Below are 25,223 nucleotides of genomic sequence, written 5' to 3'. Positions count from 1 at the left end.
GGCCTCCGTCAGAAGGTCACCAGCGGGTCGCCCACGAAGTCGGCGATGAAGTTGACGAAGAAGAATCCGAAGAACAGGAAGTTGAGGACCAGGATCACGTAGTGCCACCAGCGCGGGCGGGCCGGGCGGGGCAGGCGGCTGTTGAGGTACATCAGCAGGAAGGGGTAGATCAGCGCGCCCAGGTTGGACATGTTCGCCGACCACTGGACCAGGCCGACCGGCAGGACGCCGGACAGGATGACGGCACCGATGATCACCAGCAGCACGATCATGAAGGGGTAGTAGAACCGGCGCGGGTCGCCCTCGATGAGCGCGCGGAGCCGGGGGCTGGTGGCGTGGGCGGCGTCGGTGGTCACCCGGACCATCGCCTCGAAGATGCCGAGCTGGGTGGAGAACAGGATCAGCACGCCCAGCGCCAGGGCGATGTAGAACATCGCCGGGCCGTACTCGGCCCGCAGCACGCCCGCGACGAAGGTCGGGACGTTCGCCTGGGTGGGCCGCTGGCCGGAGAGCTCGACCGCGCGGGCCATCAGGATCGTGGGCAGCAGCATGCCGAGCATGGCGCCGACGAAGAACACGCCCCACATGTCGATCAGCAGCAGGCGGTACCAGCGCTTCCACATGGCCGTGTTCCGCGCGTCCTCGGGGAAGGTGACGCCGCTGGCCAGCAACTCCCGGCGCTCACCCCGCAGGCCGGAGATGAACCCGGCCCGGTGGCCCATGCCGTATCCCTTGTCCCGGTAGTGACCCATGACGTACCAGTTGAGGCCGGAGGCCAGCGCGGTGAACCCGGCCAGCGCGCCGATCTGGGTCGCGGTGATCCCGGCGGGCGGGGCGGCGGGGGTGACGAAGCCGCGGATCGCCTCCCACCACTGGCCGAACGGCACCACGAACAGGTCGATGAGGAGCAGTGCGGCGAGGATCGAGCCGACCATGACCCAGTTGGCCAGTTCCAGGGCGCGGCTGATCCGCCGGGCGGCCGCGGTGATGAGGAAGACGAGCACGAGCAGCGCGATGGCCCACCACTTGGGCTCCGCCGAGTCGGCGGGCGGCACCGCGCCGTGGATGAGCGCGTAGACGCCCTGCCCGGCGGCGCTCGCCCAGCCGCCCGCGATGAAGGCGAAGATCACGATGAAGACGGAGACCGGCACCCAGAGCAGGTGGCCGGGGGGCACCCGCCCCCAGCCGACGACGGGGACCTCCCCGGTGGCGACCACGTAGCGCGAGCACTCGACGTTGTAGAAGGTCTGCAGGACCGCGGAGACGACGATCACCCAGCCGACCCCGACGAACCCGTACTGCCCGACCGCCTGAGGGCCGAGCAGCCACTCGCCGCTGCCGATGGAGATGCCCAGGGCGATCAGGCTGGGTCCGACGGCGAATTTGAACAGTTCCTTCGCGCCGATCCTGCCGACGCCGAAGACCTCCTCGGGCGCGGGGAGATCGGCGACGGCCAGCGGCGGGCGGCTGACCCCGAGCGGACGTTCGAGCGTGGGTTCCGTCATGGGGCGCCTCCTGGTTCTCCAGCCGTCCCCCAAGGTCACTACGAGCGTGCGCCCCCGCATCCCACTCATCAAGACCCAACTCGCGCGCACACACCTCCGAAAAGGCGCTAGAGTTTTCCCGTGCCCCGGCGGATCCGCCGGGGGCGCGCGGAAGTGGCTCAGGGGTAGAGCATCACCTTGCCAAGGTGAGGGTCGCGGGTTCGAATCCCGTCTTCCGCTCTGGCAGGTCCTTTCAGGGCCTGGCTGGTGGAGTGGCCGAGAGGCGAGGCAACGGCCTGCAAAGCCGTGTACACGGGTTCAAATCCCGTCTCCACCTCAGCGCACGGTCATCGGAGCCTGCAGGATCCGGTAAAGTGGTGCACACACCGCGAAGGGGCGACCCGGAGCGGACACGCGGAAGTGGCTCAGGGGTAGAGCATCACCTTGCCAAGGTGAGGGTCGCGGGTTCGAATCCCGTCTTCCGCTCTGGATTCACCCGAGGACGATTAGCTCAGCGGGAGAGCGCTTCCCTGACACGGAAGAGGTCACAGGTTCAATCCCTGTATCGTCCACCACGCTTCACGGCACACCCCGTCCGGCCCGGTCGAAGTCAACCGCCGGCCACCGCCCGTTCCGGGCCTCACTCCGGCCGTTCGCGGCCGATCGGCACGATGACTCTGCGGTCGACCGGCGAGGACATCACGATCGAGGTCGTGGTCCGGCCCAGGGTCATGACCTGCTCCAGCAACTCCTCCAGGTGCCCGGTGTCGCGCACCGCGACCTTGAGGATCCAGCAGTCCTCGCCCACCACGTGGTGCGCCTCCAGGATCTCGGGGCGTGCGAGGACCTTCTGGGGCCGGGGGTGCCGGAGGGTGAGGCCGCCGCGCGGGGCGACCCGGACGAAGGCGAGGACGCCGTATCCCAGGTGGGCCGGTGAGACGAGCGCGGCGTAGCCGGTTATCGTCCCGTTCCCCTCCAGGCGGCGGATGCGCTCGGCCACGGCCGCCGGACTGAGCCGCACCCGCCGGCCCAGCTCGCTCAGCGTGATCCGGCCCTCCTCCTGGACGAGTTCCAGCAGTCGCAGGTCGATCGCGTCCAGTCCGGCCGGTGAATCACCGGCGAGACCGCGGTGAGAGCGTGAATCTTTCAGCCGTTCGCCTGGGTCTCCCATCGTTCCCCCTTCGATCACCGGCTGATCACCGTAACACCTACGCTCCGGGATGGCACGGGCCGTACCGGCGGGCGATCGTCCGGGGCGGGAGCCGGGTCCGAATCGTCCGAAGGCATCACGCACTTCCCATCACGAGGCACCATGGAGAGACGCATCGTCCGGATTCGGGTGATGGATATGCTTTCGGCTTCGGCGAAGGGGGCGAGCCCGTGCTGCGTGTGGTGGTCGATCCGGAGGTGCCCGCGGATGTGGCCAATCTCATGCGCCGGAACGGACCGTTGCTCTCCCGGTTCCACGGCGGCTGGAACCCGGAGGCGGGAACCGGGATCCCCGGTCCGGTCCTGGGCGTGTTCGGCGCGACGCTGCTGCTGGCGATCACAACGCTGATCGCCGTGGGCGCGGCGATCGCACCATTGATGATCTTCTTGACCGGGGTGGAGCTCTTCATCCTCTTCCTGCTGTACATCATCAGGAAGCCCGCTCCCGCCGACTCCCCGGAGCGCGTCCTGTACCGCCACGCGACCCAGTGGCGGGGCCGCTTCCTGGTGCTGGAGGACTTCGACCTGCCCTCACGGCAGCTGATGGGCCGGGTCCAGCAGGCCATCGACCGGATCCTGCGCTCGCGGGTCAACTCCATGGGCCTGCTGGACAGCGTGCGCAACGCGGTGATGCTCCCCGCCGAGGAGTGGGAGATCGCCAAGCTGCTGAACAAGCTGTCGGCGCTGCGGGCCAGGCATCACGCCCTCGCCCGGGGCGGCAGGATCCCCGAGGTGATCGCGGCGATGGAGCCGCTGGAGCGGGCGCTGGCCGCCACCGAGGCCGCCGTCGTCGCCCGCGTCGAGGCCCTGGAACGCTACGCCGGCCACGTCACCGAGGCCGACCGCGCCCTGGTCTCGCAGCACCAGATCGAGGCCATCCGCGCCCACCTGCCGGAGTACGAGCAGCTCGTCGCGGAGGCGGGCGCCGGAACGCTGCTGGCCCCGGAGATCGGGCACCTGGCGCAGGACGCCGACCAGCTGCAGAGGGCGCTGCGCGACAGCGTCCGCTCCGCTCACGAGGCATTCCGCTATCTCGATGGATAGCCGAAAATATAAGCTTTCTTGACTACGGTCCTACCGGGGAGACCGGAGGAAGGGGGCGAGCCGGTGCACCATGTGGTGGTCGATCCGGAGGTGCCGGCGGAGGTCGCCGAGCTGTTCCGCCGGAACGGTCCCCTTCTGTCCCGAATCCGCGCCGGATGGACCCCCGAACCGCACTCCGGCTCCTCCAAGCTCGCCGTCCGCGCCCTGCAGGCCTGCGGGACGCTCGCCGGGCTCCTCCTCCTGGGTGTCCTCCTCGTCGCGGACGGCGGGCAGATCTTCCTGTTCGTCGCCGCGCTCTTCCTCTTCGTCGCGGTCATCGGGCACCTGGCCGCCAAGGAGCCGATGGAGCCGGAGACCTATGAGTACGACGTCTACCGCCACGCCCGCTGGTACGAGGGACGCTACCTGCTGCCCGAGGACTTCGACTACTCCGCCGAGCTGCTGCGCGAGCGGACCCGGCAGACCGTCGACTACGTGCTCGGCTCCGAGGTCAACGGCAGGGGGATGCTCGACGACGTGCGCAACTCGGTGATGCTCCCCGCGCAGGAATGGGAGATCGCCCGACTGCTGGCCAAGCTGTCGGCGCTGCGGAGCGAGCACCACGACCTCACCCGGGGCGGCGGCTCCCCCGAGGTGCTCGCGGCGATGGAGCCGCTGGAGCGGGCGCTGGTCGCCAGCGAGGCCGCCGTCGTCGCCCGCGTCGAGGCCCTGGAACGCTACGCCGGCCATGTGGCCGAGGCCGAGCAGGCGCTGCGCGCCCACGAGCAGATCGAGCTGCTCCGCTCCCGGCTGCCCCGGTACGAGGAGCTGCTCGCCGAGACGGGCGCCAACGCGTTCGCCGTACCGGAGATCGACCACCTGGCCCGGGACGCGTCCCGGCTGGAGCAGGCGCTGCGCGACAGCGTGCACTCCGCTCACGAGGCGTTCCGCTACCTCGACGGCCCCGCCGAGACCTGAGCTCTCTTGCCAGGATCCCCCAAGGAAGCGAGGATGGCTCACATTCCTTGGAGGTGGGCATGCGGATCCGCCTGGACGTCACCCTCGGCATGGTCGTACTGGCCGACGTGCTGCGGGTCTTCCTGCCGTCACTGATCACGCTGTTCGGCCGGGCGGGCAGCACGCCCGCCGAGCTGATGGGCCTGTACGCCCTGTCCTGGTTCGCGGCGGCCTTCCTCGCGGTGCCGCTGGCCCGCCTGGTGCCCGCGCACCGGATCGCGCTGGGCGCCGGGGTCCTGCTGCTCTCGGCCCGGGCCGCGCTGCAGCTGACCGGCGGCGGGGCCCCGCAGCTCTACGTGGCCAGCGCGGGGCTGCTGGCCGGGCTGGTCTGGCTGGTCGCCACCGCGATGACCGCCGGGGACGCCCGGCCCGCACTGGCCGGGGTGGCCGCGGGGCTCGCGGCCTCCACCGTGATCCACGCGGCGCTGGACGGCGTCGACCTGATGTGGCGGGCGGGGCCGGTCCCCTGGCTGCTCCTGGCGGTCGAGCTGGCGCTGTTCGCGGCGTTCCTGGTCCGCTCCCGGACCCCGGCGGGAGAGGCGCGGCACGCCGGATCCCCCGGCGGCACGGACAGCGGATCCCCCGATGGCACGGATCCCGGATCCTCCGGCGGCGCGGGCGCCGGACGGCCGGAGGAGGCCGCGGGCGGGCCTCGCGCCTGGCTGCCGGTCGGCCCCGCGCTCCTGCTGTGGGGCCTGTACACCGGGAACGGCGCCTACGCCCAGTCCACGGTCGAGGCCCCCGGGTGGGTCGCGGCGGTCGTGGCGGGAGCCGCGGTGCTGTCGCTGCTGCCCGCCGTACCGCCGTGGCGGTGGCACCCGCTGGTCCCGGGCGTCGTCCTGGTCGCCTCCGCCGCCGCCTTCGCCCTGCTGCACCCGGCGATCGGCGGGATCCACGGCGTCTCGCCGCGGGCGCTGATCGCCGCCCAGGTCCTCGGCCAGCTGTCCCTGGTCGCCTGCCTCGCCTACGCGGCCGCGTCCCCCGTGTCCCCCGCGTCCGCGGGACCCGGCGCGCCCGCCCGGCGCGGCCTGGCCGCCGCCGGGGGCATGCTGCTGTTCGTCGTGCTCGTCTTCGCCTATTACGCCGCCTACGACCTCTACCTGCCCAACGACTGGGTGCCGATCGCCGCCGCGCTCCTGGTCGCCGCGCTGAGCCTGCCCGGGGCCTCCCGGCTGACGGGCGGGGCCGGGGGACGGGCGCCCGCCCTCGCGGTGACCGCCGGGGCGGTGGCCGCCGCCGTGCTCGCGGCGGCCGTCCCGCTCTGGCGGGGGCCGGTCCCCGCCTGGGAGCCCGCCGGGGAGGGCCTGCGCGTGGCGGCCTACAACATCAGGATGGGGTACGGCGAGCCCGGCCGGCTCTCGCTCGACCGGCAGGCCGACGCGCTCAGGGAGATGCGGCCGCACGTCGTCGTGCTCAGCGAGGCCGACCGGGGCTGGCTGCTCAACGGCGGCCACGACGACGTGCGGCTGATCGCCGAGCGGCTCGGCATGCGATTCGTCTGGGCCCCGGCGGCCGACGAGGTGTGGGGCGACGCGATCCTGACGAACCTGCCGGTCACCTCGGTCCGCAACCACGTGCTCGTCCAGGGCGGGCCCACGGGCGCGCAGGCGCTGGAGATCGGGCTGCGCTGGCGGGGGCGGGACGTCACGCTGATCGGCACCCACCTGCAGCCCCCGCCGGGCTGGCGCGAGCTCGACCAGGTGGAGCAGCTCGCCGGGATCGTGCGGGAGGCCGCGCGGGACCGCCCGGTGGTCGTCGCCGGCGACCTGAACATCGAGCCCGCCGACCCGGCCTGGAAGGTGCTGCTGGACTCCGGGCTGACCGACCCGATCGCCCCGGTCCGGCCGTTCCGCACGATTCCCGGCGACTCCCCCGAGCAGATCGACCACGTCCTGGTCACCCCGGGCTTCACCGGCAGGGACCATGCGAACCCGGACATCGACCACTCCGACCACCGCCCCATCGCCGTCACCCTTGTTCCCATTAAGTAGTGTTCGTCCTATGACGAACCAACCGGTGATGGTCTGTGATGGCGGCCGCGGGTTCCGCGGGGCGGCGGCCGGTTCCCTCCCGGCGGAGCGGCGATGAGGGCCCTGCTCACCGGGTTCGATCCGTTCGACGGCGCGACCGTCAACCCGTCGTGGGAGGCGGTCCGGCTGGTCGAGCAGGGGCACGCCGTCCAGCAGCTGATCGTGCACTCCGCGCTGCTGCCGTGCGTGTTCGGCGAGGCGACCTGGCGCCTGCGCGAGGCGATCATCGAGCACGAGCCCGAGGTGGTCGTCTGCGTCGGGCAGGCCGGCGGGCGGGAGGCGGTCACGGTCGAGCGGGTCGCGATCAACCTCGACGACGCCCGCATCCCGGACAACGCCGGGGAGCAGCCGATCGACCAGCCGGTGGTCCCCGGCGGCCCGGCGGCGTACTTCTCCACGCTGCCGGTGAAGGCGTGCGTGGCCGCGGCGCGGAAGGCCGGGGTCCCGGCGAGCGTGTCGCACAGCGCCGGGACGTTCGTCTGCAACCACGTCTTCTACGGCCTCATGCACCTGATCGCCACCGAGTTCCCGGAGGTCCGCGGCGGTTTCGTGCACGTGCCGTACGCCCCGGAGCAGGTCCTCGACCACGCCGCGCCGTCCATGCCGGTCCCGCTGGTCGCCGAGGCGCTGACCGCGATCGTGACGGCCGCCCTCCTGCTCCACGACGACCTGCGCCTGGTCGGCGGCGCCATCCACTGACGCCGCCGGCCGCGGCCGTCAGCGGCGCGCGGTCACAGCGGAACGGCGTAGACCACCCGCCGGCCGGGGAACTCGCTCACGCTCCACAGCCGGTCGCCGAGCCGGGTGAGGTCCTCCGGGCCGATCGGGTACTGCCTGCGGACGAGTCTGTCGCCGGCCACGATCAGGGTGCCGTTCCGTCCCGATCCCGCCGACTGGCTGAGGTACCAGGTGCGGCCCTGGGAGAGCGCCCCCTGGATCTTCTGCGCGGGCAGGCCGTAGGCGTCGAGGGCGGGGGCGACGCCGTTCGCGTCGGCGCGCAACGTGCCGTCGGCCGCCAGCGGCCAGCGCGCGACCCGCCCGGCCCGGGTCGGGTCGTCGACGAACTCCCCGGAGACCAGCAGGTCGGGCTCCCCCGTGCGGTCGATCGCGGCGAAGGAGAACCGCGCCGTGCCGGTGGTCGTCGTCCAGGAGCCGGTCTGCGGCATCACGTAGCGGTAGCCGAAGGCGTTGTAGACCCCGTCCTTCGTCCTGCCGATCGCCTCCTCGTCGCCGCCGTTGACCTCGTAGACGTGCCGGACGTCGAAGACCCGGAACCCCCGGGTGGTGTCGGCGACGTAGAGCAGGTCCCCGTACCAGGCCACACCCCCGGCGTGGATGTCGATCGGGACGATGTTCCCGTCCGGGCGGACCGAGACGAGCAGGACATGCCGGTACCGCAGGGTCGCGGTGTTCATGAACGACAGGCGTACCCCCCGCTCGGGGGCGTCGTCGGGCTTGAAGTACCAGCTGACGACGAGCACGTTCCCCGGGACGCCCGCGTCGGCGGAGCTGGTCAGGCCCTGCGGGTACCAGGCGGTGACGTCGTTGTCCCTGCCCTCGAAGGCGTACCAGTCGACCGGCCGGGGCCGCATCGGGCCGAACGCCCCGGTCCCCTCCGCCCCCTTGCGCACCGCCACCCGGTTGGCCTTGGACAGCACGGTGCTCAATGGCACCCGGTCGAGCTCCCGAGCCAGCACCTCCAGCCCGGCCGGCGGGCCGGCGGCACCGCGTCTCAGCTGGAACGGCTCGGGCGGTACGGGCGTCATCGTGCTCACAAAGAACTCCTTCCCCCCTTTTTCCACCAGTCTGGCGGATCATGGTGCGGAGTTCAGAAGTATGTCGCTATTGCCTAGGTCCGCCTTTACCGGGGCCAGGTGTGCACCGGTTCCCCGGTCAGCGCCAGCTCGCGGTAGCGGGCCACCATCCGGGCCGCGTCCCCGCCCGCGGCGGCGAGCGCCTCCCGCTGCCAGACCGACCCGGTACGGCGCCGCGTGACCCGTTCCTGGACGATCTCCAGCATGCGCCCGGACTCGCCGGACTCCACGCCGACCCGGTCGAGCCCGGCCGCGGCCACCGGCAGCAGGTCCTTGACCAGGTCGGCGGCCGGCGTCTCCCCCTCCCGCCCGGGCCAGGCCAGAGAGGCGTCCAGGCCGTTGATCGCCGCCCGGTAGAAGTTCCGGTAGGCGGAGGCGAAGGGGAACTCCTCCACCGGCTCGACGGCCAGGGCGGAGGTGAGGCCGAGCAGGAACGCGGAGTTGGCCACCATGTCGACGGGGGTGGGCCCGGCGGGCAGGGCGCGCATCTCCACCCGCAGGTGCCCGCCGTCGCCCGGGTCGTACACCGGGCGGTTCCACTGCCACACCGTGCCCTGGTGCAGGCGGAGCTCGTCCAGGCGGGGGACGTCCCCGTCCCCGGCCGCCTCCCGCTCCCCCCCGAAGGTCATCATCGGCAGGATCGGCTCGTAGTCGCGCACGCACGCCGCGAACATGTCCTCGGCGCTGCTCACCCAGCCGGAGCCGAAGGCCACCCGCCGGTCCCTGCGCCCGAGCCGCTCCAGGTCGCGGTCGTCGGCCGACTCCTCGAACAGGGCGATCCTGGTCTCCTCCCACAGCCGCCTGCCCATGAAGACCGGGGAGTTCCCGCTGGCCGCCAGGACCGGGCCCATGGCCAGCTGGGCGGCGTTGTAGACGCGGGCGAAGTCGGCGGGGGGCGTGCGGAGGTGGATCTGCCAGGAGGTGTTGGCGCTCTCCAGGATCACCCCCTGCACCTCCAGCTCCAGCTTCTCCACCCCGTGGATGCGGACCCGGAACGGCTCCACCCGCAGCCGCCGCATGCCCCGGCTCAGCGCCCGGTAGCGGCTCTCGTCGCTCATCGTCTCGTGGGTGAAGTCGAGCTCGCCGAGCGTGGGCAGGATGCCGATCGCCACCGCCCGCCCGCCCTGCGTGGCCGCCGCCGCGTCCACCTTGGCGACGACCTCGCGCACCTCCCGCTCCAGCGCCGTGAACGGCCTGCCCGGCAGCGGCAGCGGGGTCAGGTTGGCCTCCAGGTTGAACCGGCCCAGCTCCAGGGTGAGCCGGTCGTCGTCGGCGGCGTCGCGCACCTCGTGGTTGCGGGGGAACGGGTGGCCGTCCGGGGTGGTGAGGAACAGTTCCAGCTCGGCGCCGATGGTCGTGGGCCCCGTCCCGAACCCCGGCCGGGCGAGCAGCTCGTGAAGCTGAGCGAGCTGCTCCGCCAGCCGTTCCCCGAAGCGGGCGAACTCCGCCTCGGAGTAACGATCCTTGTCGACTCTCTGCCCCATCACACCGTCCGTTCGATTGGCTCTCGTCCCTCCCCTCTCTCCTGTGAACGGCCTTCTAATCTGCGGGAGACGTAAATCACCAGGGGACGACGCCGTCGTCGCCCAGGTGGACGCCCGTCGGGCCGGCGGGGCCGAGCAGCGCCAGCCGTACGGCGACCGCCGCTCCCTGCGCGGCCTCGCGGGGACCGCTGTGGCCGTTGATGTCGGTCGCGCAGTAGCCGGGGTCGGCGGCGTTGACCTTGATGGGGGTGCCGGCCAGCTCCTTGGCGTAGGACACGGTGATCATGTTCAGCGCCGTCTTGGAGGAGTTGTAGGCCGCGTAGTTGATGGCCCAGAACTCGTCGTCGGGGTCGGTCAGGCGGGTCAGGGAGGCCAGCCCGCTGGAGAGGTTGACGATCCGGGCCGCCGCCGACCGGCGCAGCAGGGGCAGCATCGCGTTGGTGACGGCGACCACGCCGAAGACGTTGGTCTCGTAGGTGGCGCGCAGCGTGTCCACGGAGGTCGCGCTGGGGACCGAGTCCTCGTGGCCGATGAGGATCCCGGCGTTGTTGACGAGGACGTCGAGCACGCCGTACTCCTCCTCGATCCACTTGGCGGCGGAGGCGACGGACTCGGCCGAGGTCACGTCGAGCTGGACGAAGCGGGCCCCCAGCTCGTCGGCGGCCCGCCGCCCGCGCCCGGCGTCCCTGGCCCCGAGCAGGACGGTGTGCCCCTCCTCGGTGAGCGCTTTGGCGGTCTGGTATCCGATGCCCTTGTTGGCACCCGTGATGAGAGCGATCATGCGTCTCACCGTGCCGGGGCCCCGCTCCGGGCGGGAGAGACCCGGCGAGACTGGGATCGGCGGTACCACCCACGGCGCGACGCGTCCGGCCGCGCATCGGCCATGCTGGAGGCATGAACCGCAGCGAGCTCGCCGAATTCCTGCGCAACCGCCGCGCCCGCCTGACCCCGCGCGAGGCCGGGCTGCCCGAGGCCGGGCGCAGACGCACCCCCGGCCTGCGCCGCCAGGAGGTGGCCCAGCTCGCGGGCATGTCGATCGACTACTACATCCGGCTGGAGCAGGCCCGCGGGCCCCGCCCGTCCCGCCAGGTGCTCAGCGCGCTGGCCCGCGCGCTGATGCTGACCGGCGACGAGCGCGCGCACCTGTTCCACCTGGCCGGGGAGGCCCCGGCGCCCGGCGGCGGGCCGTCCGGGGAGGTTCCGGACGGCGTGCTGAACATGCTGGAGTCGCTGGTGGACACGCCCGCCTACGTGATCGATCCCAAGTACGACGTCCTCGTGTGGAACCGGCTGGCGGGCGTGCTGCACGGTCTGGACGACGCCGCGCCCGAGGAGCGCAACATGATCCGCTGGGTCTTCCGCTCCCCCGACCTGCGCGTGGGGCTCTGCGAGCCGGGGCGGGGCCGCTTCGCCCGGGCCGCGGTCGCCGACCTGCGCGCCGCCGCCGCGCGCCATCCCGGCGACCCGTCGATCGGCGGGCTGGTGGCGGAGATGCTGGCCGCCAGCCCGGAGTTCGGGGAGATGTGGGCGGCGCACGACGTGGCGGTCCAGCGCGACCAGCGCAAGCAGATGCACCACCCGCTGATCGGCGTGATCGAGGTGGACTGCCAGGTGCTGCACATCCCCGACCGCGACCAGCGCGTGGTCCTCTACACCACCGTCCCCGGCTCCCCGTCCCACGACGCGCTGCGCATGCTCAGGATGCTCCAGGACACGCCGCGCTGACCGGCCCCGCACCGGGCGCACCGGGCGCACCGGGCGCGGGCGGGCGTCACGGGATCAGACCGGGCTTCTCCACGGGTACGCGCAGGGTGTTCAGGACGACGGCGAGCATGTCGTAGTGGGCGACGAGCATGACCATCTCGATCCGGCCGGGCTCGTCGTAGCGCTCGCACAGCGCCCGCCAGGTGGCGTCGGCGAGGTCGCCGCGCGCGCGGAGCTCGTCGGCGACGTCGAGGACGAGCCGGTCGGCGGGGTCCCACACGTGGCCGCCGCCGATCACCCCGCTCTCCGGGGCGCCCGGCCCGTCTCCGGTCTCCTCCGCGCCGGCCGGTCCGGTCTCGCGGACGGCCTCGATCTCCGCGTCGGTCAGGCCCGCCTCGCGCGCCAGCCGTACGTGCTGGGCCCACTCGTAGGCGCTGCCCCGGTGGTGCGCGGTGCGCAGGATCGCCAGTTCCCGGTCCCGGGCGGGGAGCGTGCCGTACAGCAGGGCCGCGCCGAAGCCGATCCACGCCTGGAACAGGGCGGGATGGCGGGCGAGGGTGGTGAAGACGTGGTAGGGACCGGTGCCCTCGACCACCCGGGCGAGGAACGGATCCCACTTCTCGGGCGGGAGAGGCTCGACTCTGGGATTCACGGATCAGAGATTACTTATTACGATCACGCATGTGAACGATCGCTTGGTAGGCAAACGCGTGCTCGTCGTAGGAGCGGGCACCCGCCCCTCGCCCGACCCCGATCCTCCGGTCGGGAACGGACGGGCGATCGCGGTCGAGGCCGCGCGCCAGGGCGCCGCGGTCGTCTGCGCCGACGTGGACGAGAAGTCGGCGGCGGAGACCGCCGCGTGGATCACCCGCGAGGGCGGGCGGGCCGAGGTGCTCACCGTGGACCTCGCCGACGGCGCGGCCTGCGAGGCGCTGGCCGGGCAGGCCGCGGCGGGCGGCGGGCTGGACGGCATCGTGCTCAACGCCGCGATCGGCGCCGGGCTGGCCCTGGCCGGGACCAGCGCCGACGACTGGGACCGGGTGTTCTCGGTCAACCTGCGCGGCCATTTCCTGGTCTGCAAGGGCGCGCTGCCGCTGCTGGGCTCCGGCGCGTCGATCGTCTTCATCGGGTCGGTCGCCGGGCTCCGGCCGGGCAGCCTGATCCCCTCCTACGACACCTCCAAGGCGGGCCTGATCGGCCTGGCCAGGCATGTCGCCCTGGAGGGCGCGGGCCTGGGGATCAGGTCCAACCTGATCGCGCCCGGCCTGATCGACACCCCGCTCGGCCGGGACGCGGCCAAGCTCTGGGAGCACCGCGACCGGGTGATGATCCCGATGGGCCGCCAGGGCACCGCCTGGGAGGTCGCGAGCGTCGTGACCTTCCTGCTCTCGGCCGAGGCGAGCTACGTCACCGGCCAGGTCCTCGCCGTGGACGGAGGGCTCACCCTCCTGTGAACCCCGCCATGATCGCCGCGATTGCGAGGGAGAACCCATGAGTCCCGACACCCCTGTCACCCGAAGCGTCGTCACCGTTCTCGCGGCACTGGCCGTCGGCCTCCTGCCCGCGGCCGCCGCTCACGCCCGGCCCGGCGATCACGCGCAGCCCGCCGCTCACGCCCAGGCCGGCGCCCCCGAGCGACCCGGCGCCCCCGGATTGAAGATCAGAGAGAACCGGTTCCGGGTCACGGCCATCGGCCCCGGCTTCGTGCTGAAGCTGTCACCGCGCGCGATCGACGTGCGCATCGACGAGGAGAGGTTCGGCGACCCGGCCGGTGGCAACCCGATCGAGCGGCAGACGATCGACCTCACCGGGCGCACGCTGCGCCCCTTCGAGTGCAAGAACGGCACGTACACGATCAGGACCGGCACCTTCGAACGCACGTGGCGGATCTCGCAATTCGCCAGGCGGCCGCTGCCGTACACCGAGGGCTTCGCCACCGGCTCGCCGGGCATCTTCACCCCGTTCGTCGGCGTGCTCGAAGGAACCGTCACCGACGCCGAGGGCAGGACGCTGCGCTTCCTGATCTCCGATCTGGTGCAGGAAGTCCTGACCGCGGACGGTTTCTCCGTCACGGCGCCGATCCACGGCTTCTTCGTCGACGAGAAGGGACGGGTGCGGGACCGCATCTCGCTCATCGGCCGCTTCGACTCCGGGCGCGACGGACAGAACGCCGTCTACGGGATCGAGGACCGCGGCACCTGCAGGCAGATCGCCGACCTCCCCTTCGGCCCGGGCAGCGAGCGCGCCGTGGTGACGGGACCGCTTTTCGTGCTCCCGTTCAGCGCGCCCGTGACGGTGCCCAGGCACCACTGAGTCCTCCCGCCGCGGCGAGCCGGTCATCGATCCCGGCATGCGGCGCGGCGCGAAGGGGGCTGAGGCCGTCCGTCACGCGTCGATCCTCAGCCCCCTTCGTCACGCCCGCGGCCCGGACGGGTCCGGGCTCACCCGCCTAGGACTCGTGCAGGCGGCGGACGTCCAGGCCGCCGCCCCAGCGCTCGATCGCCTCGTCGTCGGCGAAGGCCAGCGCGCGCAGCATGTTGCCGCCGTCGGCCGCCTTGACGTTGCGGCGCAGCCGCTGCCGGAGCGGCTCGGGCAGCTTGGTGGTGCCCGCCTCGATGGTGTCGCCGTAGAAGGGCTCGAAGGCCACGCCGGCGAATCCGGTACGGCGCAGCAGCGCGGGCATCGTCTGGGACGAGTAGAACATCAGGTGGTTCTTGGTGAACCCGTTCCACTTGCTGCCGTACGCCTTCAGCTGCAGGGACGCGGCGTTGACGGTGAGGATCAGCAGCACCCCCCCGGGCGCGAGCAGGCTGCGGAACTTCCGGAAGTCCTGGAGCGGCCGGGGCAGGTGGGCCAGGACCGACCAGAGGGTGATCACGTCGAAGCCGCCCTTGGCGATCTCCGGGACCTCGTCGGGAACGCCGAAGTAGGCCTTACCCCGGGTGAGCCGCCGGTTGGCCTCGGCCACCGAGTCCGGCGACAGGTCGATGCCGAGCGCGTCGAACCCGCGCTGCTCGGCCAGCTCCAGGAAGAGCCCGGCCCCGCACCCGAAGTCCAGCAGCCGCCGCCGCCTCTCCCCGTCGTGGCCGTCGTCGAACACGGGGCTGAAGGCGTCCATGGTCAGCCGGTAGCGGCGCTGGCGGCCGGCGGCGTAGTCCCCGGTGAGGAAGCCGCTGTAGTTGTTGGAGTAGAGGTCGCCCAGACGCTCGGGCCGGATGTTGGGGTTGCGGTAGAGGAAGCCGCACGCCGGGCAGCGCACCACCCGGTAGCTCCACTTCCCCTTGCCGTCGGTGGGCGTGAAGAGCGGCTGCTGGCGCGTGTCACCGCACATATGGCAGGTGACGAACTCCTCGATCTCCCCGAGATCCGTCTGTTTCCGGTAATCGTCCAATGCGATCACCGGAGCGCGGCGGAGCCGCATCTGCCATTGGACTTCCCGGGCCAGCCGCTCGCCCGGGCGGACGTAGACCCGCTGTCCCCAGGGGACCTTGTCGTAGCGGGAGCCGTACACGACGCGAGAGATCATCTGTTTCGCGGAGACCACTGAGTGTCCATTCACCGGCTTTATCCCAACGTGTCATGACTTCATCGATCACTCAAGCGGTACCCGGTCGCCGTTCTGCACAGCCCCAGGAGGTGGCATACCGTTCTCCACAAGAGGATCAGGACCACGTATGCCCCCGGCCATGCGGTGATAACGTCCCAGGGCATGCGCCCAGAAGATCTCGCCATGCTCCGCGCCCCCGGCACCCTCGCCCTCCACGACGATCTCCTGCTGACCGACGTGGCCCACCCCGATCTGGAGGCCGACGCCTACCGCGGGAGCCTGTGGCGGATCCCGCAGGACGGCCCGGCCGTCCGCTTCACCCACGGCGACCACGACACCGCGCCGCAGATCTCCCCCGACGGCGCCTGGGTGGCCTTCCTGCGGGCGAGCGGGGGCGGCAAGCCGCAACTGCACGTGATGCCGACCGGCGGCGGCGAGCCGCGGCCGATCACCGACCTGCCGCTGGGCGCGGGCGCCCCGGTCTGGGCGCCCGACTCGCGGCGCATCGCCTTCGTCGCGCGCGCTCCCGAGCCCGGCCGGTACGGCACCGAGGAGGGCGTGGGCGCCGCGGCCGAGGCCCCGCGCCGGATCACCGGTTTCCGCTACCGGGGCGACGGCATCGGCTTCGTGATGGACCGCCCCCAGGTGCTGTACGTCGTGAACGCCCTGGCCGACCTCCCCCAGCCGGTGGCGCTGACCGACGGCCGCTGCGGCGTCGAGGCCCCCTGCTGGCACGGCGAGCACCTGCTGGTCTCGGCCCCGCGCGGCCTCGACCCGGAGAGCCTGAACACCGACCTCTACGCGGTCCCGGCAGGCGGCGGCGAGCCGATCCCGGTCGTCCGCAGCGACGGCTCCGCGACCCTTCCGGCGGTGCTCCCCGACGGGCACGTGCTCTACCTCGGCACGGAGTTCACCGGGATCCACGCGGTGGCCCGCGCCACCGGCCTCTACCGCGCTCCCCTGGCGGTCGACGGCGATCCCGCGACCGGGACGCGGCTGACCGAGGAGGAGTCGGTCGACTGCGAAGCGCTGCCGCCCGTCCCGGTCGAGGACGGCGCGCTGGTCGCGGTGCGCGTGCGCGGCGCGGTCGAGCTGCGCCTGGTGCCCCGCGACTCCGCCGGGGCGCCGCTGGAGAAGCTGCCGGTGGTGCTGGGCGAGCGGGCGAGCGTGAAGGCGTTCGCGTCGTACGGCGGGCGCACCGTCGCGGTGGTCTCCTCCCCCGAGCACCCCGGGCAGGTCGTCGAGGCCGGCCGGGGCGCCGAGACCGGATCCGAGGCCGGGCGGCCCGGCCACACCGCCGTCCCCGGCGGGAGGGTGATCGCCGACTTCTGCGGCCCGCTGCCCGGCACCCGCCCGCTCCGTGAGATCACCGCCACCGCCCCCGACGGCCACCCGGTGCACGGCTGGCTGGCCGTGCCCGAGGGCCAGGGCCCGCACCCGGTCCTGCTCAACGTCCACGGCGGCCCGTTCCACCAGCACGGCTGGGGTTTCCTCGACGAGACCCAGGTCTACGCCGCCGCCGGATACGCGGTGGTCCTGCCCAACCCGCGCGGCTCCGCCGGGTACGGCCAGGCCCACGGTCAGGCCGTGGTCGGCGCGCTCGGCACCGTGGACGCCGACGACGTGCTCGCGCTGCTGGACGCGGCGCTGGCCGAGCCCGAGTGCGACCCCGAGCGGGTGGGCGTGATGGGCGGCTCCTACGGCGGTTTCATGACCAGCTGGCTGGCCGCCCACCGCGGGTCGCGCTTCAAGGCCGCCTGGAGCGAGCGCGCCGTCAACGCCTGGGACTCCTTCACCGGCTCCTCCGACATCGGCTGGTTCTTCGCCGAGGCCTACTGCGGCCCCGACGCCGAGACCCAGCGCGCGATGAGCCCGCTCTACCACGCCGACCGGATCACGCTGCCGTTCGCCGTGGTGCACTCGGAGGAAGACTGGCGCTGCCCGGTCGAGCAGGCCCAGCGGATGTTCGTGGCCCTGCGCAGGAACGGCGTCCCGGTCGAGTTCCTGCTGTTCCCCGGCGAGGGCCACGAGCTCACCCGGAGCGGGCGGCCCCGCCACCGGCTCCAGCGCTTCGAGGCCGTCCTGGAGTGGTGGTCACGCCACCTCGCCCCCTGAGCCGCGTCCGGCACGCCCCGGGGCGTCGCGCCCTCCCCGGGGTGTCCCGCCCTGCCTGACCTGAGGCGTCGCGCACTCCCTGAGGCGTCGCGCCGCCCGTCCCTCGGCGTTCGTCACGCCAGGCAGGTCAGCGGTCTGCCCCCGTTGAAGTCGATCATCTCCAGGATCGCGGTCGGCACGTCGATCGGCGCGCCCGGGGGCAGGCCGTCGAGGTCGGCGTAGGCCCGGTGCAGGTTGCCGACGATGCGCTCGGGGTCGCCCAGCTCGCCGTACTCCCCCAGGTCGGTCTCGCGCGCCGTCTCCAGCGGCGAGAGGCCGGCCTTGCGGCCGCGCTCGGCGGTGTCCAGCACGAACCGCAGATATCCCCGCACCCGGTCGATGGCGCCCGGCCCGCAGACCCCGCCGTGTCCCGGCACGATCGTCTGCGGGCCCAGGGCCTCCAGGTCGTCGAGCACCCTCAGCGCGCCCGGCACCGAGCCCATCAGCACGAACGGCGTGCCGCCGTTGAAGACCAGGTCCCCGGAGAACAGCACCCTCCGCTCCGGGATCCACACGATCGAGTCGTTGGTGGTGTGCGCCGCGACGCCCACGTGCCGGACCTCGCAGCGCAGGTCGTCGGAGTAGAGGGTGATCCCGTCGGCGTAGGTGAGGAAGGGCGGGTCGGTCCTGAGATTCCCCCATTCGACGGGGGTCCAGGCCACGTTCAGATACTCCGAGACGCCCTCCTCGATGATCCGCTCGCGGGTCTGCTCGTGCCCGACGACGGTCGCCTCGGGGAAGGCGGAGTTGCCGAAGGTGTGGTCACCGTGATGGTGGGTGTTGACCAGCGTGGTGACCGGCCGGTCGGTGACCGACCTGATCGCCTCGCGGTAGGCCAGGGTGCGCCGCTCGGTGGCGCAGGAGTCAACGCTGATCACACCGCGCCTCCCGGCGAGGAAACCGGTGTTGTTGATCCACCAGCTCCCGTCGGGCTGAATGTAGGCGTAGACGCCGTCAGAGATCTCTTCCACGCGGGCCGGAGGCAGGGCGTGGTCGTGCCGCGATGAGCTCATATCCAACATTGTCGATCTAACCTCACATTTCCGGCGGTCGTTTCGTCGGACTCATGAGACGCCGTCCAGCGCGCAGGAAAGCGTCCCGGCCGTCATCGCCGCCGTCCCCACCCGTCCCGCAGTCGTCAAGGAGTCACCCGTGTTCCTGCGTGTCGCGATCATCGTGCAGACCCTGGCCCTCTTCACCACGCCGATCACCGCCGGGCTGCTGCTGTCCTCGCCCGGCGGACGGACGTTGCACAGCGTCTCGGCGTACGGGGTGTTCACCGCGGCGCTGTTGCACCTGGTCACCGCGGTCCTGGTGTGGCGGCCGGGTGGCGGCTCGCCCAGGCCCATCCTGTACGCGGCCGGGTTCCTGGGGCTCACGCTGGCGCAGGTGGCGCTGGGCATCGCGCAGATGAAGACCCTGCACATCCCCTTGGGCGTGCTGATGTTCGGCCTGAGCCTCCTCCAGCTCAGCCGGATCCCGGCGGTCCGCCGCGCTCACGCGGCGGCCGCCGGCCCCGGCCACCCGTGAGCCGGGCGCGACGACGGCGCACCCATCGCGATCAGGTATCTTCGAACACTCACTGGGGATTCGCCCGCGCCGGTACGGCCACGGCATGAGAGACTCGAGACATCCCTTTGGTGCGCCCGCTCCCGGCAGCAGGCCCCGTGCGAGGGCCCTTGGGTCGTAGATGAAGGTGATCGCATTTCCGGGCCGACCGTGATGACTCCGCCATCAGACGGTTCCATCGAACCGTCCAGACCAGAGACCGACGTCGCCGCGGCGATCCAGGCCGTGCTCGACGGCTCCCCCACCGACACGGTCTGGATGGTGCCGGTCCGCGGGCGGGCCGGCGAGATCCTCGACTTCGAGGCGCGGGCGGCCAGTTCCTGTGCCCGGGACATCCGCGGCAGGGCCGGGAGGCAACTGATCGGCACCCGCCCGTTCAGCGCGTACCCGTCCATCGTCGCCGGCCCCCTGCACGGGCTCTACCTGCGGGTGATGGAGACGGGCGAGCCTGGAGAGATCGTCCGCTACCCGTACACCGAGGCCTCCGAGGGGGTCCCCCGGCACTCCGTCTACACGGTCAAGGTCGCCAGGGTCTTCGGCGGGCTGCTCGTCAGCTGGATCCGCAACGACGAGGACGACCGGCTGGCGATGCGGCTGGCCCAGACCGAACGCCTGGGCAACCTCGGCTGGGGTCGCTGGAACCTCGTCACCGGCGACATCGAGTGGTCCGAGCAGCTGTACCGCATCCACGGCCGGGACCCGGCCGACGGACCGATCGACCTGGAGCGGTACCGCGAGATCGCCCACCCCGACGACCTGACGGTGATCGACCGCGCGGTGGAGGCGATGAACACCGTCGAGACCCCGTACGAGTACGAGATCCGCGTCCGGGTCGGCGACGATTACCGCCTTCTGCGCAACGTGGCCGAGATCAGCAGAGACGGGACCGGCCGGCCCATCGAGGTCCACGGCCTGATCCAGGACATCACGGACTGGCGGCGCACCGCCGACCAGCTCGCCGCCGCCGAGCAGCGGCTGGTGGAGGAGTCCCGGCTCACCGCGGAACTGCAGCACATCGTCCTGCCGGTGCAGGAGGAGTTCCTCACCCTGCCCGGCCTGCGGGTGGCCGTCCGCTACGACGCCGCGGCGACCGCCCCGCTGGGCGGCGACTGGTACCAGGCGATCGGCCTGAACGACGACGAGGCGCTGCTGGCCGTCGGCGACGTCGCGGGGAGCGGCCTGGCCGCCGCCTCGGCCATGGCCAAGCTCCGTCACGCGATCACCGGGCTGGCCTTCGCGGACCAGACTCCCGAGCAGATCCTCGTGACGCTCAACCGGCTGCTCCGCCGCATGCGCCCCGACGTGCTCGCCACCGCCCTCGTCGCCCGCTTCCGGGCGCAGGACCGCAGGCTGACCTTCACCCACGCCGGCCACCCTCCCATGCTCCTGGTCCGGGACGGCGTCGTGCACCGGCTGCTCCAGCCCGGCGTGCTGCTCGGCGTCTTCGACGACGTCGACTACGTCGGCGCGAGCGTGCAGCTCGAACCGAACGACCTGCTGGTGATGTTCACCGACGGCCTCATCGAACGCCCGGGCCGCGACCTCTTCGAGGGTCTGGACATCCTCAGCGCCACCATCACCGCCGTCCTGCGAACGGCCCCGGCCGACCAGCTGGCCGCGGTGACGAACGCCCTGGCGCCGAGCAACACCAGCGACGACACCTGCATCCTGGTTGCCCACCTCAGCTCGATCGTTCCGGAAGTGTCATGATGTCCGATCCCCGCATCCTGACCGCTCCCCTTCAGTTCGCCACCGCCGACGCCGGGAACACCGGGGTGGTGACCGTGAAGGGAACACTCGACTACACGACGCACCGGCTCGCCGAGGACTTCCTCGACAAGGCGTTCGCCCGGTTCGGCCCGAATCTCGTCGTGAACCTCCTGGAGGCCGACTTCCTCGACTCCCGTGCGACGGGGTTGCTGGTCTCCTGCTGGAGACGCGCCGAGGAGGAGGGCGGCCGGCTGTCGCTGGTGGCGGTGGAGCACGGCGCCGCCCGCGTGTTGTGGATCACCGGTGTGGTCTCCCGCGTCCCGGTGTTCCCCACGGTCGAGGCCGCCCTGGCGACTCCCGGTCCCGCCGCGGCCCCCTAGTCCGCCGTCCGGCGGCGCCTCCCGTCGGGACGGGTCATCGGCCCCGGCCGACGGCCCGTCCCGACGGGAGGCGTTCCAGCCGGTCGCGGAGATCGTCGATGTCGGACACGAACCAGGTGTGGACCCCCCGGTCGCACTCGCGGACGAAGTCCCGCAGGGCGGTGCTGACGGCCGTGTGCGGGGAGACGTCCCCGACGATCGCCAGGCCCAGGCCGTACATCACGAACTTCTGGACGATCTCACCGGCGACGCGGGTGCGCAGCCGGAAGAAGTCGTCGCTCAGGCGGCCGGCCGGGATCGCCACCCAGTCGGCGCCGCCGTACGCGGCCTCCCCGATGAGGTCCGTGGCGTCGCGGTCCCCGTGCAGCTTCGGGCCGTCCTGCCCGCACACCAGGACCATGACGCCGCCGATGCTCTGGAGCATGTCAGTCATGATGCGGGACCTTCTCCGCCGCGCGCAGGAAAACGGCGATCTCCTCGGTCTGCTCCGGCAGCAGGTGCCCGGCGCCGGGCAGGAACCGGACGTCGGCGTGGGGTAAGGCCCGCTCCAGCCGCCGCCGGGTGCCGGAGGAGTCCAGGAGGGTGTCCCGCCCGCCGACGACCGCCAGCACGGGCATGGTCAGCCGCCGCAGGGCGTCGTCGGCGAAGACGGGGAGCTTCTCGCGGCGGGGCCGGAAGTGCGCGTGGATGAGCGTCATGTACTCGCCGCGCACCGCGGCCTCCGGTGACGCGACGGAGGCTTCGGGGCCCAGGATGAGGTTCATCGCCCGGCGCCTCCCCCGCCGGCCGAACAGCTGCAGCAGCAGCGCCACGAGCAGCATGCCGTATTTCTGCCCGCCGATGCCGCCGGGGCACAGCAGCGCCAGCCGGCCCGCTCTCCCGGGGCGGCGGGTGGCGTAGTCGACCGCCAGCCACCCGCCGAGCGAGACTCCCACGAACGAGGCGCGCTCGACGCCCAGCCCCGCCAGCACGTCGTCCAGCCAGAGCGCGTAGGCGTCGGAGTCCAGCGGAGGCCGCGAGGGCGCGCTCAACCCCGGCTCGCCGATCATGTCGACGGCGTACAGGCGGAAGTGCCGCGACCAGGCCGGTGTCGCCTCCGCCCACATCACGCTGTTGATCCCGGAACCGTGCAGGAGCACCACGGGCGGCGCGTCCGGCGGCCCGCAGGCCACGACGAAGGTCTCGCCCTGGCGGGTCGGGACGCGCAGGTGCTCGGCGGGCACCGGCCACAGCTCCAGCAGCTCGCGGTAGCGCCGCTCGACGGCGCGGGCGCCCTCCGCGGAGGTGTAGCGGACGTCCTCGGCCCCGAGCGGAGGGCGAACGCCGGTCATGCGGGCTCCTTCACAAGCGTGTTGATGATCTTCAGTAGTTCCGCGGCGTCGTCCAGGCCGCCCAGGATAATGATCTTCATGCTGCCCCTCTCCTCGTCGTAGACCGTCTCGACGCGCAGGTTCCCGTCCCCGTACGGCCGGACCGCGACGGCGGCCATGAGCGTGTTGCTCAACCGGCTCATCTCCTCGCGGCCGATCGCGTCGATCTGCACGATGCCGGACATCTCGACATGCCGGCTGCGCCGTACCGTCTCGGCGGCGGGCGGCTCCACCGGATGCCCGGTGAACGCCTCCAGGTCCTCGCGCGCGATGCGGTACTGCTTGCCGATGCGGACGGCCTTCAGCCGGCCGTCGCGCACGTAGCCGCGCACCGTCTTGACATGCAGGCCCAGCAGGTCGGCCACCTGCTCGACCGAGTACGGCCGCTGAGACATCGACCCCTCCCTATCGTTCCGATACACTCCCCAAAGTACACCATACTTCTTGATGTTGAGTGATATAGGGGGTGATAGGGAGTTTTCGAGGCGAGATGTCGCAGATCGAAACCTTGGCGCCCGTCCGGGACGCCCGGAGCGCGTCACAAGTCATGATCAAGTCATCGACAAGCGGGGATCCGTAGCGTTCCCCTCATGAGAAAGCGCTCTTCCGCCCTCGCCGCGCCGGCGGCCGCCGGAGGTGCTCACGCGCGCCGCCCGGAGCCGATCCCCCACCGCGGAGCCGCATGAGCCGCATGGTCTGAAGCCGGCCTCGCACCGCGGGGCGGTGCGATATCGACGGGCGCGACCGCTCCGGCGCGCGGTACCCTCGGGCGCCCCGCGCCCCCGCGGAGAGCTCCGCGAGCCCGGCCTCCCGCCCGCGGGACGGCCGGGGCCGGAGTCACTGGATCGGCAGACAGGAGGAGACGGCGTATGTCCAAGCCCCCGACGAGATACAGGTCCGAAGACGAGGACAGCGGCCGGTGGAACGGATTCCCCTTCCGGCAGGGCGACATCGTCATCAGCACCCGCTCGAAGAGCGGCACGACATGGATGCAGATGATCTGCGCCCTGCTGGTCTTCCAGACTCCCGACCTCCCGGAACCGCTGTCGCAGCTGTCGCCGTGGCTGGACCACCTGGTCGTCCCGGAGGACGAGGTGTACGCGCGGCTCGCGGCCCAGCCGCACCGGCGGTTCGTCAAGACGCACACGCCGCTCGACGGGGTCCCGATCGACGAGCGGGCCACCTACGTCGTGGTGGCCCGCCACCCGCTCGACATGGCCGTGTCGCTCTACCACCAGGGCGGCAACCTCGACCACGACCGGATCCGCGCGCTCACGAACCGGCCGGAGCCCTCCGGGCCGCCGGCGCCGAAACCCCAGCTGCGCGAATGGCTGCTCCGATGGGTGGACGAGGACGTGTCGCCCGCCGAGGAGATGGACTCCCTGCCCGGGGTGATGTGGCACCTGTCGGACGCCTGGGCGCGGCGCCTCCGGCAGCCGAACGTCCTGCTGGTGCACTACGACGACCTCCTGGGAGACCTGGAGGGCGAGATGCGCCGGCTCGCCCGGGCGCTGGAGGTCAGCGTGCCGGAGGAGCTCTGGCCGACACTGGTGGAGGCGGCGACGTTCGACAGCATGAAGTCCCGCTCCGACCGCCTCGCGCCGAACGCCGCCGGCGTGCTCAAGGACACCGCCGCGTTCTTCCGCCGGGGCGCGTCCGGCTCGGGCCGCGAGCTGCTCACCGGTGACGAGCTCGCCCGCTACCACGAGCGCACGCGCCGGCTGGCCCCGCCGGACCTGCTGGAGTGGCTGCACCGCTAATCTTCTTTTTTCACCATAAAACGGATATTTCATCTGAAATGAGGAAACAACGATGGGGAATGCGACCGTTCAGCGGCTGAGCCGTCCGGCACTGGTGGCGGCACTGGCCGGAGGCGTGCTCCTGGCCGGGGCCCTCCCCGTCGCGGCCGCCGGGCCCACCGCCTCCACTGCGTCCGCCGCGTCCGCCGCGTATGCGAAAGGCACGCTGGGGCCGTTCGGATACGGCGGCGTGAAGCTGGGGATGAGCGCCAAGCAGGCCAAGGCCACCGGGAAGATCAAGCGGACGGGCGACACGGGCACCTGCACGACCTGGATCCTGAAGGCGCACCCGAACGCCCAGGGCCTGCTCATCTCCAAGCGGTACGGCGTGGCCGCGATCTTCGCCCCCAAGGGCGTCGCGACCCCCCAGGGCATCAGGCTCGGCTCCACCTTCAAGCAGCTGAAGAAGGCGTACCCCAAGCTCAAGACGGCCGCGAGCGGATACCGCTACGCCACCATCCCGGGCAACCCGAAGGCCCACTACATCTTCATCCTGCGGAACAGCAAGATCTCCCAGCTGGGCCTGGTCCTCAACTCGCAGGACTGCGCCAACTAGCGCCCCCCGCACGCGCCACCCGCCCTCCGGTCAGCCGCCGCCCCGGCCGGAGGCGGGCGTCCGGGATCCCGAGAGCATCCCCTACCTCGGCAAGCTCTACCTGAAGGCCACCCCGAACGAGCAGGTCACCGCCGACCAGATGCGCGGCGTCCCCGGGACCGTGGCACGGATGATCAGCGGTGCGGTGGGCGAGTACGAGGAGAGGGCCAGCCTGGAGTGCGCACCGGGTCTCTGGAGTGGGCGATCCGCGTCCTCGACGGCGATCGGGAGGAGTGACCGGCTCCTCCGCCACCGGGCCCCGAACCGGCTCGACGGCCCGCCGATCCGCCGCCGCGGCCGTTCGCGTCGCCGCCCCGACATGCGCCTGCCTCCT

General features: G+C 72.1%; 24 protein-coding genes and 4 tRNA genes. 17 read left to right on the top strand and 11 right to left on the bottom strand.

Annotation, left to right across the window (positions count from 1 at the left end):
- Window positions 1-8 precede the first annotated feature (8 nt).
- The gene (locus Plo01_RS32655; RefSeq protein ID WP_203894600.1) at window positions 9-1,505 is read right to left on the bottom strand and encodes an Nramp family divalent metal transporter; all 1,497 of its coding nucleotides are present in this window, start codon (window positions 1,503-1,505) and stop codon (window positions 9-11) included.
- 147 nt (window positions 1,506-1,652) lie between these two features.
- Here Plo01_RS32655 and Plo01_RS32650 point away from each other — a divergent pair.
- From Plo01_RS32650 to Plo01_RS32635, 4 genes are all read left to right on the top strand, one after another.
- A tRNA-Gly gene (locus Plo01_RS32650) sits at window positions 1,653-1,724 on the top strand.
- 26 nt (window positions 1,725-1,750) lie between these two features.
- Window positions 1,751-1,821 (top strand) — tRNA-Cys (locus Plo01_RS32645).
- A gap of 77 nt (window positions 1,822-1,898) precedes the next feature.
- A tRNA-Gly gene (locus tag Plo01_RS32640) sits at window positions 1,899-1,970 on the top strand.
- Window positions 1,971-1,984: 14 nt separating this feature from the next.
- Window positions 1,985-2,059, top strand: a tRNA-Val gene (locus Plo01_RS32635).
- 65 nt (window positions 2,060-2,124) lie between these two features.
- Here the strand turns inward: Plo01_RS32635 and Plo01_RS32630 are convergent.
- On the bottom strand, window positions 2,125-2,655 hold the full coding sequence (locus Plo01_RS32630; protein ID WP_203894599.1) for an Lrp/AsnC family transcriptional regulator: 531 nt from the start codon (window positions 2,653-2,655) through the stop codon (window positions 2,125-2,127).
- A 209-nt stretch (window positions 2,656-2,864) separates the two neighbouring features.
- Between Plo01_RS32630 and Plo01_RS32625 the strand changes: the two genes are divergently transcribed.
- From Plo01_RS32625 to pcp, 4 genes are all read left to right on the top strand, one after another.
- Window positions 2,865-3,737, top strand: coding sequence for a hypothetical protein (locus Plo01_RS32625; RefSeq protein ID WP_239317504.1), 873 nt, complete (start codon window positions 2,865-2,867; stop codon window positions 3,735-3,737).
- Window positions 3,738-3,800: 63 nt separating this feature from the next.
- A complete protein-coding gene (locus Plo01_RS32620) occupies window positions 3,801-4,694 on the top strand; it encodes a hypothetical protein (protein WP_239317502.1) in 894 nt (297 codons plus the stop codon).
- 59 nt (window positions 4,695-4,753) lie between these two features.
- Entirely contained in the window at window positions 4,754-6,724 is a 1,971-nt protein-coding gene (locus Plo01_RS32615; RefSeq protein ID WP_203894598.1) for an endonuclease/exonuclease/phosphatase family protein, read from the top strand.
- Between the two features lie 93 nt (window positions 6,725-6,817).
- Window positions 6,818-7,462: a pyroglutamyl-peptidase I gene (gene pcp / locus Plo01_RS32610; RefSeq protein WP_203894597.1), complete on the top strand. Its 645-nt coding sequence runs from the start codon at window positions 6,818-6,820 to the stop codon at window positions 7,460-7,462.
- Between the two features lie 32 nt (window positions 7,463-7,494).
- Here the strand turns inward: pcp and Plo01_RS32605 are convergent, their stop codons facing one another.
- The 3 genes from Plo01_RS32605 to Plo01_RS32595 form a co-directional block, all read right to left on the bottom strand.
- A complete protein-coding gene (locus tag Plo01_RS32605) occupies window positions 7,495-8,538 on the bottom strand; it encodes a hypothetical protein (RefSeq protein WP_203894596.1) in 1,044 nt (347 codons plus the stop codon).
- Between the two features lie 86 nt (window positions 8,539-8,624).
- Window positions 8,625-10,061: a glutamate-cysteine ligase family protein gene (locus Plo01_RS32600; RefSeq protein WP_203894595.1), complete on the bottom strand. Its 1,437-nt coding sequence runs from the start codon at window positions 10,059-10,061 to the stop codon at window positions 8,625-8,627.
- A 76-nt stretch (window positions 10,062-10,137) separates the two neighbouring features.
- Complete coding sequence (locus tag Plo01_RS32595) at window positions 10,138-10,842, bottom strand: SDR family oxidoreductase (RefSeq protein ID WP_203894594.1); 705 nt, start codon at window positions 10,840-10,842, stop codon at window positions 10,138-10,140.
- A gap of 113 nt (window positions 10,843-10,955) precedes the next feature.
- Between Plo01_RS32595 and Plo01_RS32590 the strand changes: the two genes are divergently transcribed.
- Window positions 10,956-11,786: a helix-turn-helix transcriptional regulator gene (locus Plo01_RS32590; RefSeq protein ID WP_203894593.1), complete on the top strand. Its 831-nt coding sequence runs from the start codon at window positions 10,956-10,958 to the stop codon at window positions 11,784-11,786.
- A 46-nt stretch (window positions 11,787-11,832) separates the two neighbouring features.
- Here the strand turns inward: Plo01_RS32590 and Plo01_RS32585 are convergent, their stop codons facing one another.
- The gene (locus Plo01_RS32585) at window positions 11,833-12,417 is read right to left on the bottom strand and encodes a carboxymuconolactone decarboxylase family protein (RefSeq protein WP_203894592.1); all 585 of its coding nucleotides are present in this window, start codon (window positions 12,415-12,417) and stop codon (window positions 11,833-11,835) included.
- 31 nt (window positions 12,418-12,448) lie between these two features.
- Between Plo01_RS32585 and Plo01_RS32580 the strand changes: the two genes are divergently transcribed.
- Window positions 12,449-13,219 carry an SDR family NAD(P)-dependent oxidoreductase gene (locus Plo01_RS32580; RefSeq protein WP_203894591.1) on the top strand — a complete coding sequence of 257 codons (771 nt, stop codon included), beginning with the start codon at window positions 12,449-12,451 and terminating at the stop codon, window positions 13,217-13,219.
- 37 nt (window positions 13,220-13,256) lie between these two features.
- A complete protein-coding gene (locus tag Plo01_RS32575) occupies window positions 13,257-14,078 on the top strand; it encodes a hypothetical protein (RefSeq protein ID WP_203894590.1) in 822 nt (273 codons plus the stop codon).
- Window positions 14,079-14,214: 136 nt separating this feature from the next.
- On the opposite strand, the gene Plo01_RS32570 is transcribed toward Plo01_RS32575, so the two are convergent.
- Window positions 14,215-15,291, bottom strand: coding sequence for a class I SAM-dependent methyltransferase (locus tag Plo01_RS32570; RefSeq protein ID WP_203894589.1), 1,077 nt, complete (start codon window positions 15,289-15,291; stop codon window positions 14,215-14,217).
- Window positions 15,292-15,474: 183 nt separating this feature from the next.
- On the opposite strand from Plo01_RS32570, the gene Plo01_RS32565 reads away from it, so the two are divergent.
- The gene (locus Plo01_RS32565) at window positions 15,475-17,427 is read left to right on the top strand and encodes a S9 family peptidase (protein WP_203894588.1); all 1,953 of its coding nucleotides are present in this window, start codon (window positions 15,475-15,477) and stop codon (window positions 17,425-17,427) included.
- A 113-nt stretch (window positions 17,428-17,540) separates the two neighbouring features.
- On the opposite strand, the gene Plo01_RS32560 is transcribed toward Plo01_RS32565, so the two are convergent.
- Window positions 17,541-18,479 carry an MBL fold metallo-hydrolase gene (locus Plo01_RS32560; RefSeq protein ID WP_203894587.1) on the bottom strand — a complete coding sequence of 313 codons (939 nt, stop codon included), beginning with the start codon at window positions 18,477-18,479 and terminating at the stop codon, window positions 17,541-17,543.
- Between the two features lie 139 nt (window positions 18,480-18,618).
- Here Plo01_RS32560 and Plo01_RS32555 point away from each other — a divergent pair, with 139 nt between their 5' ends.
- The 3 genes from Plo01_RS32555 (at window position 18,619) to Plo01_RS32545 (ending at window position 21,125) form a co-directional block, all read left to right on the top strand.
- Complete coding sequence (locus tag Plo01_RS32555) at window positions 18,619-18,996, top strand: hypothetical protein (RefSeq protein WP_203894586.1); 378 nt, start codon at window positions 18,619-18,621, stop codon at window positions 18,994-18,996.
- Between the two features lie 192 nt (window positions 18,997-19,188).
- Window positions 19,189-20,745 carry a PP2C family protein-serine/threonine phosphatase gene (locus tag Plo01_RS32550; protein WP_203894585.1) on the top strand — a complete coding sequence of 519 codons (1,557 nt, stop codon included), beginning with the start codon at window positions 19,189-19,191 and terminating at the stop codon, window positions 20,743-20,745.
- Window positions 20,742-21,125 (top strand): STAS domain-containing protein, encoded by a 384-nt coding sequence (locus Plo01_RS32545; RefSeq protein WP_203894584.1) that lies wholly within the window; start codon window positions 20,742-20,744, stop codon window positions 21,123-21,125. Before Plo01_RS32550 ends, Plo01_RS32545 begins: the two co-directional genes overlap by 4 nt.
- 34 nt (window positions 21,126-21,159) lie before the next feature.
- Here the strand turns inward: Plo01_RS32545 and Plo01_RS32540 are convergent, their stop codons facing one another.
- The 3 genes from Plo01_RS32540 to Plo01_RS32530 are packed head-to-tail and all read right to left on the bottom strand — an operon-like array spanning window position 21,160 to window position 22,890.
- Window positions 21,160-21,558, bottom strand: a complete 399-nt coding sequence (locus Plo01_RS32540; protein WP_203894583.1) for a DUF4180 domain-containing protein — start codon at window positions 21,556-21,558, stop codon at window positions 21,160-21,162.
- Entirely contained in the window at window positions 21,551-22,456 is a 906-nt protein-coding gene (locus Plo01_RS32535; RefSeq protein ID WP_203894582.1) for an alpha/beta fold hydrolase, read from the bottom strand. Before Plo01_RS32535 ends, Plo01_RS32540 begins: the two co-directional genes overlap by 8 nt.
- Entirely contained in the window at window positions 22,453-22,890 is a 438-nt protein-coding gene (locus Plo01_RS32530) for a helix-turn-helix domain-containing protein (protein ID WP_203894581.1), read from the bottom strand. The genes Plo01_RS32535 and Plo01_RS32530 overlap by 4 nt, the downstream gene beginning before the upstream one ends.
- 474 nt (window positions 22,891-23,364) lie before the next feature.
- On the opposite strand from Plo01_RS32530, the gene Plo01_RS32525 reads away from it, so the two are divergent.
- Both Plo01_RS32525 and Plo01_RS32520 read left to right on the top strand, forming a co-directional pair.
- Window positions 23,365-24,255: a sulfotransferase domain-containing protein gene (locus Plo01_RS32525; RefSeq protein WP_203894580.1), complete on the top strand. Its 891-nt coding sequence runs from the start codon at window positions 23,365-23,367 to the stop codon at window positions 24,253-24,255.
- 52 nt (window positions 24,256-24,307) lie between these two features.
- Window positions 24,308-24,850 carry a hypothetical protein gene (locus Plo01_RS32520; RefSeq protein WP_203894579.1) on the top strand — a complete coding sequence of 181 codons (543 nt, stop codon included), beginning with the start codon at window positions 24,308-24,310 and terminating at the stop codon, window positions 24,848-24,850.
- Window positions 24,851-25,223 lie beyond the last annotated feature (373 nt).

Source organism: Planobispora longispora, from assembly GCF_016863135.1.
GTDB classification, from domain to species: domain Bacteria; phylum Actinomycetota; class Actinomycetes; order Streptosporangiales; family Streptosporangiaceae; genus Planobispora; species Planobispora longispora.
Note: the sequence above shows the minus strand (reverse complement) of the source record. Positions and strands in the feature narration are given on the sequence as shown.

Bases quoted from the DNA above. Each gene is read 5' to 3' on its own strand.
- pcp (WP_203894597.1), top strand. From the start codon at position 6,818: ATGAGGGCCCTGCTCACCGGGTTCGATCCGTTCGACGGCGCGACCGTC.
- Plo01_RS32525 (WP_203894580.1), top strand. From the start codon at position 23,365: ATGTCCAAGCCCCCGACGAGATACAGGTCCGAAGACGAGGACAGCGGC.
- Plo01_RS32600 (WP_203894595.1), bottom strand. From the start codon at position 10,061: ATGGGGCAGAGAGTCGACAAGGATCGTTACTCCGAGGCGGAGTTCGCC.
- Plo01_RS32615 (WP_203894598.1), top strand. From the start codon at position 4,754: ATGCGGATCCGCCTGGACGTCACCCTCGGCATGGTCGTACTGGCCGAC.
- Plo01_RS32565 (WP_203894588.1), top strand. From the start codon at position 15,475: ATGCGCCCAGAAGATCTCGCCATGCTCCGCGCCCCCGGCACCCTCGCC.
- Plo01_RS32550 (WP_203894585.1), top strand. From the start codon at position 19,189: ATGACTCCGCCATCAGACGGTTCCATCGAACCGTCCAGACCAGAGACC.
- Plo01_RS32520 (WP_203894579.1), top strand. From the start codon at position 24,308: ATGGGGAATGCGACCGTTCAGCGGCTGAGCCGTCCGGCACTGGTGGCG.
- Plo01_RS32545 (WP_203894584.1), top strand. From the start codon at position 20,742: ATGATGTCCGATCCCCGCATCCTGACCGCTCCCCTTCAGTTCGCCACC.
- Plo01_RS32655 (WP_203894600.1), bottom strand. From the start codon at position 1,505: ATGACGGAACCCACGCTCGAACGTCCGCTCGGGGTCAGCCGCCCGCCG.
- Plo01_RS32530 (WP_203894581.1), bottom strand. From the start codon at position 22,890: ATGTCTCAGCGGCCGTACTCGGTCGAGCAGGTGGCCGACCTGCTGGGC.
- Plo01_RS32535 (WP_203894582.1), bottom strand. From the start codon at position 22,456: ATGACCGGCGTTCGCCCTCCGCTCGGGGCCGAGGACGTCCGCTACACC.
- Plo01_RS32630 (WP_203894599.1), bottom strand. From the start codon at position 2,655: ATGGGAGACCCAGGCGAACGGCTGAAAGATTCACGCTCTCACCGCGGT.
- Plo01_RS32575 (WP_203894590.1), top strand. From the start codon at position 13,257: ATGAGTCCCGACACCCCTGTCACCCGAAGCGTCGTCACCGTTCTCGCG.
- Plo01_RS32540 (WP_203894583.1), bottom strand. From the start codon at position 21,558: ATGACTGACATGCTCCAGAGCATCGGCGGCGTCATGGTCCTGGTGTGC.
- Plo01_RS32590 (WP_203894593.1), top strand. From the start codon at position 10,956: ATGAACCGCAGCGAGCTCGCCGAATTCCTGCGCAACCGCCGCGCCCGC.
- Plo01_RS32570 (WP_203894589.1), bottom strand. From the start codon at position 15,291: ATGATCTCTCGCGTCGTGTACGGCTCCCGCTACGACAAGGTCCCCTGG.
- Plo01_RS32560 (WP_203894587.1), bottom strand. From the start codon at position 18,479: ATGAGCTCATCGCGGCACGACCACGCCCTGCCTCCGGCCCGCGTGGAA.
- Plo01_RS32595 (WP_203894594.1), bottom strand. From the start codon at position 10,842: ATGATCGCTCTCATCACGGGTGCCAACAAGGGCATCGGATACCAGACC.